The sequence below is a fragment of the Streptomyces sp. DSM 42067 genome (assembly GCF_055792885.1).
Map to the genome: position 1 here is coordinate 1,547,288 of NZ_CM147706.1, position 15,611 is coordinate 1,562,898.

Genomic DNA, 15,611 nt, shown 5'->3' on the forward strand with positions numbered 1-15,611 from the left:
CTACAGGGGAGACGCACGTCACATTCCTCCGTGTCACATCTCGCCGAGTTGTTCCGTCGGACGTGTGTAACCACCAGCCACGGCAGAGGAGCTCATCATGGATGCTCGCTTGAACCTCTTCGGCAACCCGGACACAGCCAAGGTCCTGAAGCACATCAACTCGGCGGGCAAGGTCGTGTCGGACTCGGGGTTGCCGGCCGCGACGCAGGAACTGGTGAAGATCCGCGCCAGCCAGATCAACGGCTGCGGTTTCTGCACCGACATGCACACCAAGGACGCCACGCACGCCGGGGAGACCGTGCAGCGCCTCCACCTGGTCGCGGCCTGGCGGGAGGCCACGGTGTTCACCGACGCCGAGCGCGCCGCCCTGGAGCTGACGGAGCAGGGGACCCGTATCGCCGACGCGGCCGGCGGAGTCACCGACGAGGCATGGGCGAATGCCGCCAAGCACTATGACGAGGGCCAGCTCGCCGCACTGGTGTTCCTCATCGCCCTCATCAACGCCTACAACCGCGTGAACGTCATCGTCCAGCAGCCCGCCGGCGACTACCAGCCCGGCCAGTTCGGATAACGAGAAGTACCTGGCCGGGACCGCCTGTGCCGTCTCGCGCCAGCAGCAGCACACGCCCCGGGCACCCCTCGCGGGGACCCGGGGCGTTGTTCTGGTATGCCGGGCGGTCCGAGTTCTGGTACGCCGGGCGGTCCGGCTGATCCAAACGAGTGGGCCCGGCTGTGTCAGCGTCCAGGGGCCCGCTTCTCCACCCGGGCCATGTCGGCGGCGAGGGCCTCGGCGGGGCAGCCTTTGGCCGCGTTGTCCCGGTGCCGGGGAGACAGGTACCGCGTTGCGCCGCGTTGGCCGTTACGCGATCGGGCTCGCGTGCCCGCCTCGCGCACCGGAGCCCGGTGGGGCACGGTGGAGTGAACCGGCCCGGGAGCCGGCCGAGAGGAGCAAGCCCCATGACGAACCACACCTATCGGGTCACCGAGATCGTCGGCACCTCCCCGGAGGGTGTCAACCAGGCCATCCGCAACGGCATCGCCCGGGCCAACGAGACGCTGCGCCACCTCGACTGGTTCGAGGTGACCCAGGTCCGCGGCCAGATCGAGAACGGCGAGATCCAGCACTACCAGGTGGGCCTCAAGGTGGGCTTCCGCCTGGAGGACGGCGAGTGACGACTGCCCGCAACACGACCCCACGGGTCAGGTACGTCCCTCGCGTTCCTGCGCGTCCTTCAGGTCCTCGGACGGGGTGGCCCAGCGTGCCTGTACGACGGTGAAGCCGGCGCGCCGGGCCTCCTCGCAGACCAGTTCGTCGTCGTCCACGAGCACGCGGACCTTCCGGTCACGGGAGATCCTCCGGAGGATCGCCAGCTTGGTGAAGCGGGCGGGGCGGCGGTCGTCGTTGCGGCGCATCCAGATCCGGCCCTCGGGCAGTCCCTGGGCGGCGAGCCAGTCCGCCGTGTCCCGGCGGCACCGTTCCGGGCGGCCGGTCAGATAGACGATCTCGCACTCCTCGGCGCTCTTCAGCGCCAGCTCCACGCCCCCGGCCAGCGGAGGGTCCTGCGGGGCCGCCGCGAAGAAGGCGTCCCAGTCCCGCGGCCTGCGCTCCAGGAACCGCTGCCGGTGCGCGGTGTCCGCGAGGGTGTTGTCCAGGTCGAACACGGCGAGTGGCCTGCTGCTGTCCCTGCTGTTGTCCGTCACGGGGCCAGCGTAGGGACTACGTCACGGGAACACCGGCATGGCCCCCGGCTGCGGGAATCCTGGCGCGACGTCGGCGTTGAACAGATGCGTGAGCTCAGTGATCGCATCGACCCGGTTCTCCGTCCTGGACCGTTCACGCATCCGCGAGGGGCACGACGGCCCCGCGGCGCTGCGTGACACGGTCGGTTTCGCCCAGCAGGCGGAGGAGCTCGGCTATCACCGCTTCTGGGTCGCGGAACACCACGGGGTTCCCGGCGTCGCGGGCTCCGCGCCCACGGTTCTGGCGGCCGCCGTCGCCGCGGCCACCCGTCGCATCCGGGTCGGCACCGGCGGCGTCATGTTGCCGAACCACCAATCCCTTGTGGTCGCCGAGCAGTTCGGGGTGCTGGAGTCCCTGTTCCCCGGGCGGATCGACATGGGACTCGGGCGCTCGGTCGGCTTCACGGACGGTGTGCGCAGGGCACTGGGACGGGACAAGGACGATGCCGGCGACTTCGCGGCGCACCTCGCCGAGCTGCTTGCCTGGTTCCGCGGCACCTCGCCGACCGGGGTGCACGCCCGCCCCGCGGAGGGCCTCACGGTACCGGCGTATGTACTGGCGACCGGCGAGGGCGCAACGATCGCCGCCGATGCCGGACTGCCGCTCGTCATCGGCGACATCAAGGGACGCGAGCGGCTGCTCGCCGCGATCGACCGCTACCGGGACGCGTTCAGGCCCTCGCCCTGGGCACAGGAGTCCCCCACCCCGCGCCCCTTCCCGTAACCAGGGGCGCTGTCCCTGGACCCTGCTTGGGGCTTCGCCCCCAGACCCCCTATCGCCCCAGCAGGCTCGTCCTCAAGCGCCGGACAGTCCGATTCGGGTCCTCGGCGACATGCGAGCCGGTGCCCGCCGCGCACGGGGCGGACTCCCGGCTGACGCCCTGCCCCGTCGCCGACTCCGCCGCTAGGGCGAGGCTTCGCCGGTTCGGATGGGTGCCCGGCTCGAGGGGCGGGAGTACGTCCACCTCGGCGACGAGGCCGCGTGCCGAGGCGACGCGCCACAGGGAGGCGCCGAGCGTGTCGTCCCCGACGAAGGCGGGCGCCGTGCTCGTGGTCTCGCCGTGCCGGCGGTAGCGGATGCGGACCGGCTGGACGGGTACGCCCGCGTCCAGGGCGGCCTGGAAGACGGCGCGCCGGAAGCTGCCCCGGGCGCGGCCGCACCAGGTACTCCCCTCGGGGAAGGCGACGACCGCGGCGCCGTCGCGCAGGACGGCGGCGATACGGGCGACCGTCTCCGGCAGCGCACGCAACCGGTCGCGTTCGATGAAGAGGGTGCCGCCACGGGCGACCATCGCCCCCGCCACGGGCCAGTCCCGGATCTCGGACTTGGCCAGCATCCGGGCGGGCCGGACGGCGGCGAGCAGGGGGATGTCGAGCCAGGAGATGTGGTTCGCCACCAGCAGTACGCCACCCTTGGGCGCCTCGCCGCCCGTGGTGCGCACGCGCACCCCCGCGGCACGGACGACCATCCGGCACCACCACCGCACGAGCCGGTCGCGCCGCGCGGGCGACAGCCGTGCGGCCAGCGGCGTCAGGGCGAACCCGGTGACCGTGACGACCGCGACCGCGACGAGGCGGAGGACGGCGCGCGGCGCGGCCGCCGCGGATCTCGCGGAGTCCACGCACGCCCCCGGGGTGCAGGGCGCGGTGGGCAGCCAGGCGCTCATCACGCCGGTGTTCTGGATGCTCCTCCGGCCGGTGTTCTGGATGCTCCTCCGGCCGGTGTTCTGGATGCTCATCAGGCCGGTTCTCGGGGTGCTCACCAGGCCGGCGCGAGCGAGAGGAAGTGCCGCAGGTAGCGCGGGTTGACGCGGCTCATCGACAACAGCACGTAGAGGTCGGCCACGCCGAAGTCCGGGTCGTGGGCGGGCTCGCCGCAGACCCACGCGCCGAGTCGGAGGTAGCCGCGCAGGAGCGGCGGCAGGTCGGCGTTCGCGGGCCGCGCGGTGGTCTCGCCGTTGCTCTTGGGGATCCAGGGCAGCAGCGGCCGCACCCGGTACTCCTCGGGCGCGAGGTGCCTGTCCCGGACGCGGTCCCAGGTGGCCGCGGCCAGCGCGCCGCCGTCGGCGAGCGGTACGGAGCAGCAGCCGGCCAGCCACTCGTGCCCGCCCTTGACCATGTAGCGGGCTATGCCGGCCCAGATGAGGCCGATGACGGTGCCGTCACGGTGGTCGGGGTGGACACAGGAGCGGCCGACCTCGACGAGCCCCGAGCGGATCCCGGCGAGCGGTCCGAGGTCGAACTCGCTCTCGGAGTAGAGCCGTCCGGCGATCGCGGCGCGGTCGGGCGGCAGCAGTCGGTACGTGCCGACGAACTGCCCCGTGACGTTGTCGCGCACCAGCAGGTGGTCGCAGTACGCGTCGAAGGCGTCGATGTCGAGTCCGGGCTCGGGAGTCGCCAGGAGGGCGCCCATCTCAATGGCGAAGACGTCGTGCCGCAGTCGCTGCGCGGCCCGTACCTCGGCCTCGTTGCGGGCGAGCGTGACGGTGTAGCGGACGTCGCCTTGGGCGGGCGCCGGTGCGGGCTTTTCGAGGGCGGGGACGGCGGTCATGGCTCTCTCCTGGTCACGGGCCTGGCCGTCAGGGCAAGGCAGCAGCAGGGCGGCAGCAGGCCTGCGCGTTCCGGCCTGCGTACTCCTGTTGTCCCGGCGTCTGCTGGCGCGGACATGACCTGCGGCAGGAGAGAGAGTGTGCGGTTGTTGAATGGCTGGCGGGGCGGTGGCCGAATCCGGCATGACGAGCGCCTTGGTGGGGTGGTCGCCGATGTCGGCATTGCCGGCGCCCTGGCAGCGCACTGGCAGAGTGCGGCCGTATGCGGCCCGGAAAATGCCTGGCGGGACCGGGTCTGAGCACCAACCCCGGTCCCGCCCGTCCACCCCTTGGTGGGCGAACGACTAACGACTACCGCTTGCCCGCCTTACGGGTCGCGCGCAGCCACTCCTTGTTCATACTCGTGATGGACATCAGCGGGATGCCCTTCGGGCATGCGGTGGCGCACTCTCCGGTGAGGGTGCAGCCGCCGAAGCCCTCGTCGTCCATCTGGGCCACCATGTCCAGCACGCGGGACTCGCGCTCGGGCGCGCCCTGCGGCAGGACGTTGAGGTGGTTGATCTTGGCCGAGGTGAAGAGCATCGCCGCACCGTTCGGGCAGGCCGCGACGCACGCGCCGCAGCCGATGCACTCGGCGTGCTCGAACGCGAAGTCGGCGTCCGGCTTGGGCACGGGCGTGGCGTGCGCCTCGGGCGCGGTACCGGTCGGCGCGGTGATGTAGCCGCCCGCCTGGATGATCCGGTCGAACGCCGACCGGTCCACCACCAGGTCCTTGACGACCGGGAAGGCCGAGGCGCGCCACGGCTCGATGTCGATCGTGTCGCCGTCCTTGAAGGACCGCATGTGGAGCTGGCAGGTGGTGGTGCGCTCCGGCCCGTGCGCGTCGCCGTTGATGACGAGCGAGCACGCGCCGCAGATGCCCTCACGGCAGTCGTGGTCGAAGGCGACGGGGTCCTCGCCCTTGAGGATGAGCTCCTCGTTGAGCGTGTCGAGCATCTCCAGGAAGGACATGTCGGAGGAGATTCCGTCCACCTCGTACGTGGACATGGCGCCGTCGGCGTCGGCGTTCTTCTGCCGCCAGACGCGCAGGGTGAGCTTCATGCGTAGCTCCGCTGAGTGGGGTGGACGTACTCGAAGACCAGGTCTTCCTTGTGCAGAGTGGGAGCCGCGCCCGTACCGGTGAACTCCCAGGCGGCCGCGTAGGAGAACTCGTCGTCCTTGCGGGCGGCCTCGCCGTCCGGGGTCTGGGACTCCTCGCGGAAGTGGCCGCCGCAGGACTCGGCCCGGTGCAGCGCGTCGAGGCACATGAGCTCGGCGAGCTCGAGGTAGTCGACGATGCGGTTGGCCTTCTCCAGCGACTGGTTGAACTCCTCGCCGGTGCCCGGCACCTTGATGCGGCGCCAGAACTCCTCGCGGATCTCGGGGATCCGCTCGAGCGCCTTGTGCAGGCCCTCCTCGGTACGGGCCATGCCGCAGAACTCCCACATGAGCTCGCCGATCTCACGGTGGAAGGAGTCGGGGGTGCGGTCGCCGTCGACGGCGAGCAGCTTCGCCAGCCGGTCCTCGGTCTCGCGGACGGCCTCGACGGCCGCGGGGTGCGTGGCGTCGACCTCGTCCTTGTGCGGATTGCGGGCGAGGTAGTCGTTGATGGTGGACGGCAGTACGAAGTAGCCGTCGGCCAGGCCCTGCATCAGCGCGGACGCGCCGAGGCGGTTGGCGCCGTGGTCGGAGAAGTTGGCCTCGCCGATCGCGAACAGGCCGGGGACCGTGGTCTGCAGGTCGTAGTCGACCCACAGGCCGCCCATCGTGTAGTGCACGGCGGGATAGATGCGCATCGGCACCTCGTACGGATCCTCGTCGGTGATCCGCTGGTACATGTCGAAGAGGTTGCCGTACTTCGCCTCGACGGCCTTGCGGCCCATGCGCTGGATGGCCTCGGCGAAGTCCAGGTACACGCCCTGGCCGCCGGGACCGACGCCGCGGCCCTCGTCGCACACGTTCTTCGCGGCGCGCGAGGCGATGTCGCGGGGCACGAGGTTGCCGAAGGACGGGTAGATGCGCTCCAGGTAGTAGTCGCGCTCATCCTCGGGGATCTGGTTCGGCGGCCGGTCGTCGCCCTTGGCCTTCGGCACCCAGATGCGGCCGTCGTTGCGCAGCGACTCGCTCATCAGCGTCAGCTTCGACTGGTGGTCGCCGGTGCGCGGGATGCAGGTCGGGTGGATCTGCGTGAAGCAGGGGTTGGCGAAGTACGCGCCCTTGCGGTGCGCCCGCCAGATCGCGGTCGCGTTGGAGTTCATCGCGTTCGTCGACAGGTAGAAGACATTGCCGTAGCCACCCGACGCGAGCACCACAGCGTCCGCGAAGTAGGTGTCGATCTTCCCGGTGACCAGGTCGCGGGCGACGATGCCGCGGGCCTTGCCGTCCACGATGACCAGGTCGAGCATCTCGGTGCGCGGGTGCAGCTCGATGTTGCCGGCCGCGACCTGCCGCGACAGCGCCTGGTAGGCGCCGAGCAGGAGCTGCTGTCCCGTCTGGCCGCGGGCGTAGAAGGTACGGGAGACCTGGACGCCGCCGAAGGAGCGGTTGTCGAGCAGACCGCCGTACTCGCGGGCGAACGGCACACCCTGGGCGACGCACTGGTCGATGATCTCGACGGAGATCTGCGCGAGCCGGTGGACGTTGGACTCGCGGGCGCGGAAGTCGCCGCCCTTGACCGTGTCGTAGAAGAGGCGGTGGATGGAGTCGCCGTCGTTGCGGTAGTTCTTCGCCGCGTTGATGCCGCCCTGCGCGGCGACCGAGTGGGCGCGGCGCGGGGAGTCCTGGAAGCAGAACTGCACGACGTGGTAGCCCTGTTCGGCGAGCGTGGCGCCCGCCGAACCGCCCGCGAGGCCGGTGCCGACGACGATGATCGTGTGCTTGCGCCGGTTGGCCGGGTTGACCAGCTTGGCCTCGAAGCGGCGGGTGTCCCACCGCTCGTTGACGGGGCCCTTGGGGGCCTTGGTGTCGACGACCGGTTCCCCGGTCGCGTACTCGCTGTAGGAACTCATGTCAGCTCACCAATCCGGTCATGACGCCGACGGGTACGGAGATGAAGCCCACCGTCAGCACCAGCGCGAGGACGTTGGCGATGGTCTTGAGGGCACGGTCGCGGGTGCGGCTGCCCGCGCCGAGCGTCTGCGCGGCGCTCCAGAAGCCGTGCCGGATGTGCAGGCCGAGGGCGAGCATCGCGACGATGTAGATGAGGTTGCCGTACCAGGTGGAGAAGGTGTCCACGACGTTCTGGTACGGGCGTCCGGACTCGAAGCCCGGGTGCACGGTGCCCGTCGTCAGGTCGAGGATGTGCCAGACGATGAACAGACCGAGGATGATGCCGCCCCAGCGCATGGTGCGCGTCGCATAGCTCGCGCGCGGCCGCTTGTGGACGTACTTGCTCGGGCGCGCCTTGATGTCACGGCGGCTCAGCTGGTACGCGGACGTGGCGTGGGCGACGACGGCGGCGAGCAGAACGACGCGGATGATCCACAGCGCCCACTCGTAGTGCAGGAACGGCTCGCCGATGGTGCGGAGCCAGTGGGCGTAGTGGTTGAACTCGCCCGACCCAAAGAAGATCTTGAGGTTGCCCAGCATGTGGACGACCAGGTAGAGCAGCATGATCAGGCCGCTCACGGCCATCACTGTCTTCTTGCCGACGGACGAGTCCCAGATGGTGCGCGTCATGGACGGCCGTCGGTCCGTCCGCGTTGCCAGAGCCATGAGTCAGCACGCTAGGGCCGAAGGGCCCGATCGGTCCAAGACATGGTGCGGCTCATTTCCATAGGCAGTGCCTATGCAGGCGTATCGTGGACGGTATGCAGTTCCAGCAGCTCCAGTACTTCGTCGCGGTGGCGGAGACCCGGCACTTCACCCGGGCCGCCGAGCTCGTGCATGTCGCACAGCCGTCGCTGTCCCAGCAGATCAGGGCGCTGGAGCGGGAGTTGGGGGCGGATCTGTTCCTGCGGGCGCGGGGCAACATCTCCCTCACCGACGCCGGCGAGGCGCTGCTGCCGCTCGCGCGCCGGATCCTCGCGGACGCGGACACCGCCCGGCAGGAGGTCCAGGAGCTGGCCCAGCTGCGGCGCGGCCGGCTGCGGCTGGGAGCGACACCCAGCCTGTGCACGGGCCTGCTGCCGGACGTGCTGCGCGAGTACCACGAGCGGTATCCCGGGATCCGGCTGATGATCGAGGAGAGCGGCTCCCACGACCTCGTACGGGAACTCGCGCGCGGCGCGCTGGACCTGGCGCTGATCGTGCTGCCGCTGCCCACGCCGTCGCCCGCGCTGACGACGGTGGAGGTCCTGCGCGAGGATCTCGTCGTGGTGTCGTCACCGGACGCGCCCGCGCCCGGGCGGGGAGGGCGGGTGCGGATCGCCGATCTCGAGGGTGAGCGGCTCGTCATGTTCCGGCACGGGTACGACCTGCGGGAGCTGACGGTCGCTGCCTGCCGGGCCGAAGGGTTCGAGCCGGACTTCGCGGTCGAGGGCGGGGAGATGGATGCGGTGCTGGGCTTCGTGCGGGCAGGCTTGGGGGTCGCTGTCGTGCCCCACATGGTTGCCGAGCGGTCCGGGCGGGGGCTTCGGGTGACACCGCTGGCCCGGCCGGGACTGCATCGCACGATCGCGTTGGCGCATCGCAGCGATGTGGCTCCGCCTCGGGCGGCTCGGGAGCTGCAGCGGATGCTTCTGCTGTGACCGCAGGGCCCGCCACCAGCTGTGGGCAGGCGTTCCGCAGGGCGATGGGGGTCCGCGAAGCCGAGAGCTTGGGGGAGGGTGGGCACAACCCAACCCGTACGGCGCCCCGGCGTACAACGCTCAGCTCGCCGCGTCCACAAGCGCCAACTCGTGCAGCCGGTCCGGCGGACCCGGCCGGGCGTAGTACCAGCCCTGAGCCGTGTCGCAGCCCAGGATGCGGAGCTGTTCCGCCTGAGCGCCCGTCTCGACGCCCTCGACCGTGACGGTGAGGTTCAGGCTGTGGGCGAGTGCGACGATGCCTTCGACGATCTTCAGGTCGACCGGGTCGGCAGGGAACCGCTGCATGCTCTGGGTGAAGGACCGGTCGAGCTTCAGAACGCTCACGGGCAGGCGGCGCAGATTGGCCAGGTTCGAGTAGCCCGTGCCGAAGTCGTCGAGCGCGATGTCGACGCCCATCTCGGCGAGCCGCCGCAGCGGCTTGAGCAGATCGTCGTCGGCGCCGATCAGCGCGGACTCGGTCACCTCCAGGCAGAGCGCGTTCGCTGCGAGTCCGGCGGCCTCCAGTATGGCGACGGTGTCGGACACCAGTCCCGGGTGGGTGAGCTGGCACGGCGAGAGGTTCACGTTGATCCGCAGCGGTCCCGCGTCGGCGTGCCGCTCCTGCCAGCGGCGGGCCTGCTTCACGGACTGCTCCAGCACCCAGCGGCCCAGCGGAACGATCAACCCGGTGTGCTCGGCGAGCGGGATGAACCGGTCCGGGCCGAGCACACCGTGCTGCGGATGCAGCCAGCGCACCAGCGCCTCCGCGCCGCGCACACTGCCGTCGCCGAGGTGCACGAGCGGCTGGTACTCGATGAAGAACTCGCCCCGGTCCAGGGCCGAGGGCAGCGCCGTGGTGAGCCCGTGCCGGGTGATGGCCAGCGCCTCGGCCTCCGCGTCGGCCGTCTCGTAGCGGTTGCCGCCCGCGGCCTTGGCCCGGTACATCGTGATGTCGGCGCTGCGCAGCACCTCCGCGGAGCCGCGCTCGCCCGCCGGCCCCTCGACGACGCCCATGCTGCCGCGCACCGTGAGCTCACGGCCGTCGACGCTGATCGGGGCGGCCAGGGCGTTCATGATGCGTGCGGCGAGCTCCTCCACCTCGGCCTGGGTGCCCGGTCCCGTGGTGAGCGCCACGAACTCGTCGCCGCCGAGCCGTGCGACCATCTCGCCCGGCGCGGTGGCGCAGGCCCCCAGCCGGTCGGCGACCTCGACGAGGAGCCGGTCGCCGGCCGCGTGTCCGAGGCTGTCGTTGATGGTCTTGAAGCCGTCCAGGTCGAGGTAGCAGAGCCCGAAGCGCTGCCCTTCGCCCGCGGACAGCGCCTTCTCCAGGCGTTCGAAGAACAGGGTGCGGTTGGGCAGGCCGGTCAGCGCGTCGTGCGTGGCCTCGTAGCGCAGCCTCAGATTGAGCAGCCGGCGCTCGGTGGTGTCCTCCATGAGCGCGAGCTGGTACTGGGGCCTGCCCTCGGCGTCGCGCAGCAGCGAGACCGTCAGGTTGGTCCACAGGACGGTGCCGTCGGGGCGGCTGAAGGGCTTCTCCACGCGGTAGTGGTCACGCTCACCGCGCACCAGTTCGTCGTAGAGCCGCCATACCTGCGGGGCGTCTTCGGGATGGTGCCAGTCCATGACGTTGTAGCCGCGCATCGCCTGCCCGGAGATGCCGAACATGCGGATCAGCGCATCGTTGACCTCCAGGATCGAGCCGTCGAGGTCGGCGATCCCGACTCCTATGGCGGCTTCCTGGAACACCGCGCGGAAGCGTGCCTCGCTGTTGTGCAGCGCCGCCGCGACGGCGGCGCGGGCCTCGAGGGCGGCCCGGTAGATGGCCTCCTGCTCGGTGAGGGTGCGCTCGCGCAGCGCCTGGGCGAAGCCGGCTGCGGCGGCATGCTGCAGCCGTGCCGAGCGCACCCGCTGCTCCTCCTGGGCGCCTTCCGTGCCGCAGTACAGCACTAGATAGGCGTCCACGACGTCGAGCGTGCGGCTCAGCGCCTCGGGTTCCGTGCAGTGCGTGTCGACGAGCCTCGCGCCCACGGCCTTTCCGGCCGCCGCGTCGAAGGTGCGGGCCCGCAGTGCATCGCGCAGCCGGCGGGCGAGCGGCAGCAGCTGCTGCTCGAACTCCGGCCGGGTCAGCGACGTCGCCGTCACCGGGAAGATCGCCCGGCTCCAGATCGTCGCGAACCGGCGCAGTCTGTCCTCCGGTCCGTCGGGCGTCCCGGTCACGCGATACGCCCCACGCCGGCGAACCCTGAGAAGGCGTAGGGATCCTCGTCCTCGGGCGAGGTGTCGGGCCGCCAGAGAGGCATGTCCACGAGCCCCGGTTCCACCATGTCGAATCCCTCGAAGAACCGCGCGATCTCGTCACGCGAGCGCATGATCAGCGGATTGCGGATGTCCTTGTAGACGCCGACGGCACCGCCCGCCTGCTCGGGCCGGAGCGGAATGCCTTCGTACGAGGCGTGCGTGGCGACGAGGAGGCTGCCGGGTGCGAGGGCGTCCCGCAGTTCGGCGACCGCACGGTACGGCTCGTCGGCGTCCTCCAGGAAGTGCAGCACCGCGACGAGCAGCAGCGCCACCGGACGTTCCAGTTCGAGGAGCCGGTTCACCTCCGAACCGGCCAGGATGTCCTGGGGCTTGCGCAGGTCGGCGGCGACGATGCCCGCGTTCTCGTTGCCCTCGAGGACGGCCCGGCTGTGCGCGACGGCGACGGGGTCGTGGTCGACGTACACGACGCGTGCGCCCGGGCAGGCGTTCTGGGCGACCTCGTGCACATTGCCGAAGGTGGGTATGCCGGAGCCTATGTCGAGGAACTGAGTGATGCCCTGCTCGACGGCGTAACGCACGGCCCGGCGCATGAAGGCACGATTCGCCTGCATGATCTTGGGGAGTCCCGGCATGAACTCCATCGCCTTGCGTGCCGCTTCCCGGTCGACCTCGAAGTTGTGCGAACCGCCCAAGTAGTAGTCGTAGATGCGGGACACACTCGGCACCGAAATGTCGATGCCCTGCGGGGCCCAGGCGGGACGCTCCATCTAAGTCTCCAAGGCGTTGGCGATCCGGTGTTCGAGCTGAGGCTACTGATCGCCCGCCAACTCGGCGAGTCAAAACGGAAATTGCCGATCCGTTCTCGGACACTGACTCGGGCAAGTGCCGACGGAATGTCACCCGAAAACATCCCGAAGCATTCCGAACGGATCTCAAGCGATCCGGTGGAGATACGGAGGGCTCCGGAGACTCCGAGAGCGAGGGTACGCCGGAGAGCGCTCCGGAGAACGGCAAAAAGAGCCGGCCCGTTCCCTCCGTGCGGTGCGGAAGGAACGGACCGGCAGGCCGGGCGTGCCGCGCTGATCTCCTTGTGGCGTCCAACTCCCTTGTTTCTCGGTGACCTACTTGGACACGCCGACCGGCTTTCCCTCGGGCGACACGGCGTACCACGTGCCGCCCACGCCCTGACCGTTGGTGTCTCCCGGCTGCTTGTCGCCGGAGAAGGTGTACAGCGGCCAGCAGTCGATGGTCTGCTGCTCGAGACCGTCGGGCCGGTTGAAGGTGACGAAGCCCTTCTTCAGAATCCCCTTGGTGTCGTCCTTGGCGACCGGCTCGACGACGGGCCACTTCTCGAGGCACGCGCCGGTACAGGCGGTCTTCATCGGCCAGGCCGAGTCCTTCATGAACCGGTAGACCGTCATGCCGTTCTTGTCGACCACGATCTCGCCGAGCTCCGGGTCCTCACGGGTGGACATGCCAGGCAGATCGGCGGCGCCGGCCCCGGCTCCGCTGCCCTCCGCGGACGCCTTCTTGCCGTCGGGCGCGGAGGCGAACCATGTGCCGCCGACCCCCTGGCCCTTGGCCTCACCGGGCTTGGTGTCCTTGGCGTACCGGTACATCGGCCAGCCGTCGATCGTCAGCTGCTTGGTGCCGTCGCTGCGGGTCACCTCGCCCAGAAGTGACTCGTCGACACCGGGCGGGGCCGTGGCACCCGAGGCCGGCACGGGGGGCCACGCGGTCGCACAGTCGCCGTCACAGGCCGACTTGGGCGGCTCGGCGGTGTCCTGGTCGAACCGGTAGAGAGTGAATCCCGCGCTGTCGGTGACGACCTCGCCGAGCTTCTTGCTGTCCCAGACGGCAAGTCGGCCGGCCTCCTGCGCCTTGCTCTGCGACGCCTGCTCGTCCTTGGCGCCCGCGCCGGACCCGTAGCCGTCACTCGAGCCGTATCCGCCCTCGGCCGCCGGGGCCGCGGCGCCCACGGCCCCGGCGGGTGCCTGATCGCCCTTCTCCTGACCGCACGCCGTCGTCAGCGCCAGCACGGCCGCAGCTGTCGCTACGAGCGAGGCGCTCCGCCAGGTATTCATTGCCAACTCCCGTTGTCTGTTCGCGTGTTGCGACGCCGGGATGCGCCGCGCATGGCCCTAGGTACGGGCGGAGGTGGCGGATGTGTTCAACCGGCTCCGAAAAATCTGCCGGCAGTGGCCCGCCCCTGCCGGTCGCAGCAGGCGAATTCGTCAGCGGCCGGCGGCAAACCTTGTGGCACCCATTCCCCACGTTCGGGCCAATCGGCGCCCGCATCGGCGTACCTGGCCCGAAGGCCGATCATGCTCTCCGCCGTGTACGGATCACTCTGGGCGCGGTCCGCCCGTCTCGTAAGCGGGCTGGCGCTGTGCACTCTGGGCACGCTCGCCCTGTTGTTGGGCTCCTCGACGGTGGTGGCGGTGGCCGCGATGCCGGCCGATGCCTGTGCGTACGCCTACGTCGGCGGGGACGGCGGCGGGCAGGGCGGCGGCGTGGTGGCGCTCGCCGGGGACGACGTCGACTGCCCGGAGAGCCCGACGCCAAGCCCGCCGGAACCCCCGCCTCCGCCCACCCCGCCGCCCCCTCCGCCGACCTGCTCCCCGTCTCCCGAGCCGCCCACGCCGACACCGACCGCCACGCCGACTCCGGCGCCGCCGTCTCCGCCCAGCCCGGAGCCCACGGCCCCGGCGCCACCGCCGCCGTCACCACGTCCTCCGGCGCCGGCTCCGGCTCCCAGGCCTCCGGTCACGTCACCGCCCAGCGTCCGCCCAGAGCCGTCACCGTCCCCCACCCCGTCACAGGTGCATTTTCCGCCGTACCGCCGCCCTCAGGTGCAACAGCAGCAGCCCCGGAGCGGCCCGTCGCTGGTGTCCCTGACCCTGCTCGTCACCGCGCCCGCGGTGCTCGCCGTGGCCGCGCTGCGGCCTCGCTGATCCGCTGGAGGTCCTCCTATGCCGGAATGGCTTGTTCTCGCCCTCGCGATGGCGGCCGCGTGCTCCGTCGTCCTCATCATCACGGTCATCCGGCACCGCCGGATCGGGGATGACGACGATCCGTCCGAGACACCGGATGTCATCGAGTACATCACCATGATGATCGGCGTCGTCTACGCCATCGTGCTGGGCCTCGCCATCGCCGGTGTCTGGGAGGCCCGCGGCGCCGCCCAGGACCATGTCCGCGCCGAGGCCCAGGCGCTGCACGAGATCTCCGAGCGCGTCCGCGTCTATCCGGACGATGTCCGCGACCGGATCCGCGCCGACGTCGACGCGTATGTCGGCCATGTCGTGACCACCGAGTGGGACACGATGGCCGGCAGCGGAGAGCTCACCGCCCGGGGCACCGCACTCCTCGACCGCCTCCGCCACGATGTCACCGACCACGAACCCGCGAACGACTTCGAGGCGCAGGCCTATCAGCCGCTGCTCGACCAGGTCACCGCCGCCGACAACGCGCGGGGCGCGCGCGCCGACTCCGCCGGCGCCACGATGCCCGGCGTCGTGTGGTTCGGCCTGATCACCGGCGGAGTCGTGACCATCGGCATGGTCTTCGCCCTCCAGATCCGCCGCTCACCGCGCGAACTGATCCTCGCGGGCCTCTTCTCCGCCCTGATCGCCTTCCTGCTCTTCCTGATCTGGGACTTCGACGCCCCCTACGGCCGTGGCATCCCGGCCACGGCGGAGCCCTTCCACGCGCTGTTCCCCCACGTCGGGAGCTGAGCGAGGCCGACACGACAGTGCGCCGGGCACGGCTGTGCGCCGGGCCGGGCACCGGCGCACTCTGGTGGTATGGCCTGGAAAGCACCCATCGTCGTGCACCCGCCCGCCGCCGGGGGCGGGCGCCAGGTCAGCGTGCGGGGGCACGCCGTGGGCATCGCGCACAGCGACCGGGAGCTGGTCGGGCTTCTGCGGCGGGTGGGGCTGAGCGAGGCCGACATGGCGCTCGACGACCCGCATCTCGTCGAGTGGCGGGGCGGCCGGCCGCACGTCTGGCGCGCCGACGAGGCGACGGCGCCCTGACCGTTCACGCCCGCGCCCAGACTCGACACGCCGCCCATGTCCCCCTCCCGTACGCGCCACATCCCCCGTACGGCCCACAAGGTTGCCCCGTATGGCCGACCCCGATCGCGCCAACTCCCGGCCCTCCCTAGCGTTTCCGGCATCGAGGTGCATTTCGTCATCGAGCGGACGACGGTCCGCGGCTGCTCCTCGAGGACCGGAGGAACCACCTTGCATGCGATACGCGTGGCCTCGGCCGCCCCGCACGGCATAACCCACCA

15 protein-coding genes and 1 pseudogene are annotated in these 15,611 nt (G+C 70.7%); 6 read left to right on the top strand and 10 right to left on the bottom strand.

What is annotated here, in order from left to right:
• Window positions 1-97: 97 nt before the first annotated feature.
• Together ACSMXV_RS07385 and ACSMXV_RS07390 are read left to right on the top strand one after the other, a co-directional pair.
• The gene (locus tag ACSMXV_RS07385; protein WP_473176911.1) at window positions 98-571 is read left to right on the top strand and encodes a carboxymuconolactone decarboxylase family protein; all 474 of its coding nucleotides are present in this window, start codon (window positions 98-100) and stop codon (window positions 569-571) included.
• Window positions 572-957: 386 nt separating this feature from the next.
• Window positions 958-1,173, top strand: a complete 216-nt coding sequence (locus ACSMXV_RS07390; protein WP_181657992.1) for a dodecin — start codon at window positions 958-960, stop codon at window positions 1,171-1,173.
• A gap of 27 nt (window positions 1,174-1,200) precedes the next feature.
• Here ACSMXV_RS07390 and ACSMXV_RS07395 read toward each other — a convergent pair whose 3' ends face one another.
• A complete protein-coding gene (locus ACSMXV_RS07395; RefSeq protein WP_473176912.1) occupies window positions 1,201-1,701 on the bottom strand; it encodes a phosphatase domain-containing protein in 501 nt (166 codons plus the stop codon).
• 88 nt (window positions 1,702-1,789) lie between these two features.
• Between ACSMXV_RS07395 and ACSMXV_RS07400 the strand changes: the two are divergent.
• A pseudogene (locus ACSMXV_RS07400) lies at window positions 1,790-2,437 on the top strand (MsnO8 family LLM class oxidoreductase); the annotation flags it as partial.
• Window positions 2,438-2,513: 76 nt separating this feature from the next.
• Here the strand turns inward: ACSMXV_RS07400 and ACSMXV_RS07405 are convergent.
• The 5 genes from ACSMXV_RS07405 to ACSMXV_RS07425 all read right to left on the bottom strand — a co-directional run bounded on the left by ACSMXV_RS07405 (window position 2,514) and on the right by ACSMXV_RS07425 (window position 8,006).
• Window positions 2,514-3,407, bottom strand: coding sequence for a lysophospholipid acyltransferase family protein (locus ACSMXV_RS07405; protein WP_473178850.1), 894 nt, complete (start codon window positions 3,405-3,407; stop codon window positions 2,514-2,516).
• A 92-nt stretch (window positions 3,408-3,499) separates the two neighbouring features.
• The gene (locus tag ACSMXV_RS07410; RefSeq protein WP_473176913.1) at window positions 3,500-4,291 is read right to left on the bottom strand and encodes a GNAT family N-acetyltransferase; all 792 of its coding nucleotides are present in this window, start codon (window positions 4,289-4,291) and stop codon (window positions 3,500-3,502) included.
• Window positions 4,292-4,640: 349 nt separating this feature from the next.
• Window positions 4,641-5,390, bottom strand: a complete 750-nt coding sequence (locus ACSMXV_RS07415) for a succinate dehydrogenase/fumarate reductase iron-sulfur subunit (RefSeq protein WP_473176914.1) — start codon at window positions 5,388-5,390, stop codon at window positions 4,641-4,643.
• Window positions 5,387-7,336: a fumarate reductase/succinate dehydrogenase flavoprotein subunit gene (locus ACSMXV_RS07420; protein WP_473176915.1), complete on the bottom strand. Its 1,950-nt coding sequence runs from the start codon at window positions 7,334-7,336 to the stop codon at window positions 5,387-5,389. Before ACSMXV_RS07420 ends, ACSMXV_RS07415 begins: the two co-directional genes overlap by 4 nt.
• A gap of 1 nt (window position 7,337) precedes the next feature.
• The gene (locus ACSMXV_RS07425; RefSeq protein ID WP_473176916.1) at window positions 7,338-8,006 is read right to left on the bottom strand and encodes a succinate dehydrogenase; all 669 of its coding nucleotides are present in this window, start codon (window positions 8,004-8,006) and stop codon (window positions 7,338-7,340) included.
• Window positions 8,007-8,137: 131 nt separating this feature from the next.
• On the opposite strand from ACSMXV_RS07425, the gene ACSMXV_RS07430 reads away from it, so the two are divergent.
• Complete coding sequence (locus ACSMXV_RS07430) at window positions 8,138-9,016, top strand: LysR family transcriptional regulator (RefSeq protein ID WP_473176917.1); 879 nt, start codon at window positions 8,138-8,140, stop codon at window positions 9,014-9,016.
• 120 nt (window positions 9,017-9,136) lie between these two features.
• Here ACSMXV_RS07430 and ACSMXV_RS07435 read toward each other — a convergent pair whose 3' ends face one another.
• The 4 genes from ACSMXV_RS07435 to ACSMXV_RS07450 form a co-directional block, all read right to left on the bottom strand.
• Window positions 9,137-11,272 carry a putative bifunctional diguanylate cyclase/phosphodiesterase gene (locus ACSMXV_RS07435; protein ID WP_473176918.1) on the bottom strand — a complete coding sequence of 712 codons (2,136 nt, stop codon included), beginning with the start codon at window positions 11,270-11,272 and terminating at the stop codon, window positions 9,137-9,139.
• Window positions 11,269-12,081 (bottom strand): SAM-dependent methyltransferase, encoded by an 813-nt coding sequence (locus ACSMXV_RS07440; RefSeq protein ID WP_473176919.1) that lies wholly within the window; start codon window positions 12,079-12,081, stop codon window positions 11,269-11,271. Before ACSMXV_RS07440 ends, ACSMXV_RS07435 begins: the two co-directional genes overlap by 4 nt.
• A gap of 354 nt (window positions 12,082-12,435) precedes the next feature.
• On the bottom strand, window positions 12,436-13,398 hold the full coding sequence (locus tag ACSMXV_RS07445) for an SCO0930 family lipoprotein (protein ID WP_473176920.1): 963 nt from the start codon (window positions 13,396-13,398) through the stop codon (window positions 12,436-12,438).
• A gap of 392 nt (window positions 13,399-13,790) precedes the next feature.
• Complete coding sequence (locus tag ACSMXV_RS07450; RefSeq protein WP_473176921.1) at window positions 13,791-14,084, bottom strand: hypothetical protein; 294 nt, start codon at window positions 14,082-14,084, stop codon at window positions 13,791-13,793.
• A gap of 202 nt (window positions 14,085-14,286) precedes the next feature.
• On the opposite strand from ACSMXV_RS07450, the gene ACSMXV_RS07455 reads away from it, so the two are divergent.
• The gene (locus ACSMXV_RS07455) at window positions 14,287-15,051 is read left to right on the top strand and encodes a bestrophin-like domain (RefSeq protein ID WP_473176922.1); all 765 of its coding nucleotides are present in this window, start codon (window positions 14,287-14,289) and stop codon (window positions 15,049-15,051) included.
• 69 nt (window positions 15,052-15,120) lie between these two features.
• Complete coding sequence (locus ACSMXV_RS07460) at window positions 15,121-15,351, top strand: hypothetical protein (RefSeq protein WP_473176923.1); 231 nt, start codon at window positions 15,121-15,123, stop codon at window positions 15,349-15,351.
• The last annotated feature ends 260 nt before the right edge of the window (window positions 15,352-15,611 follow it).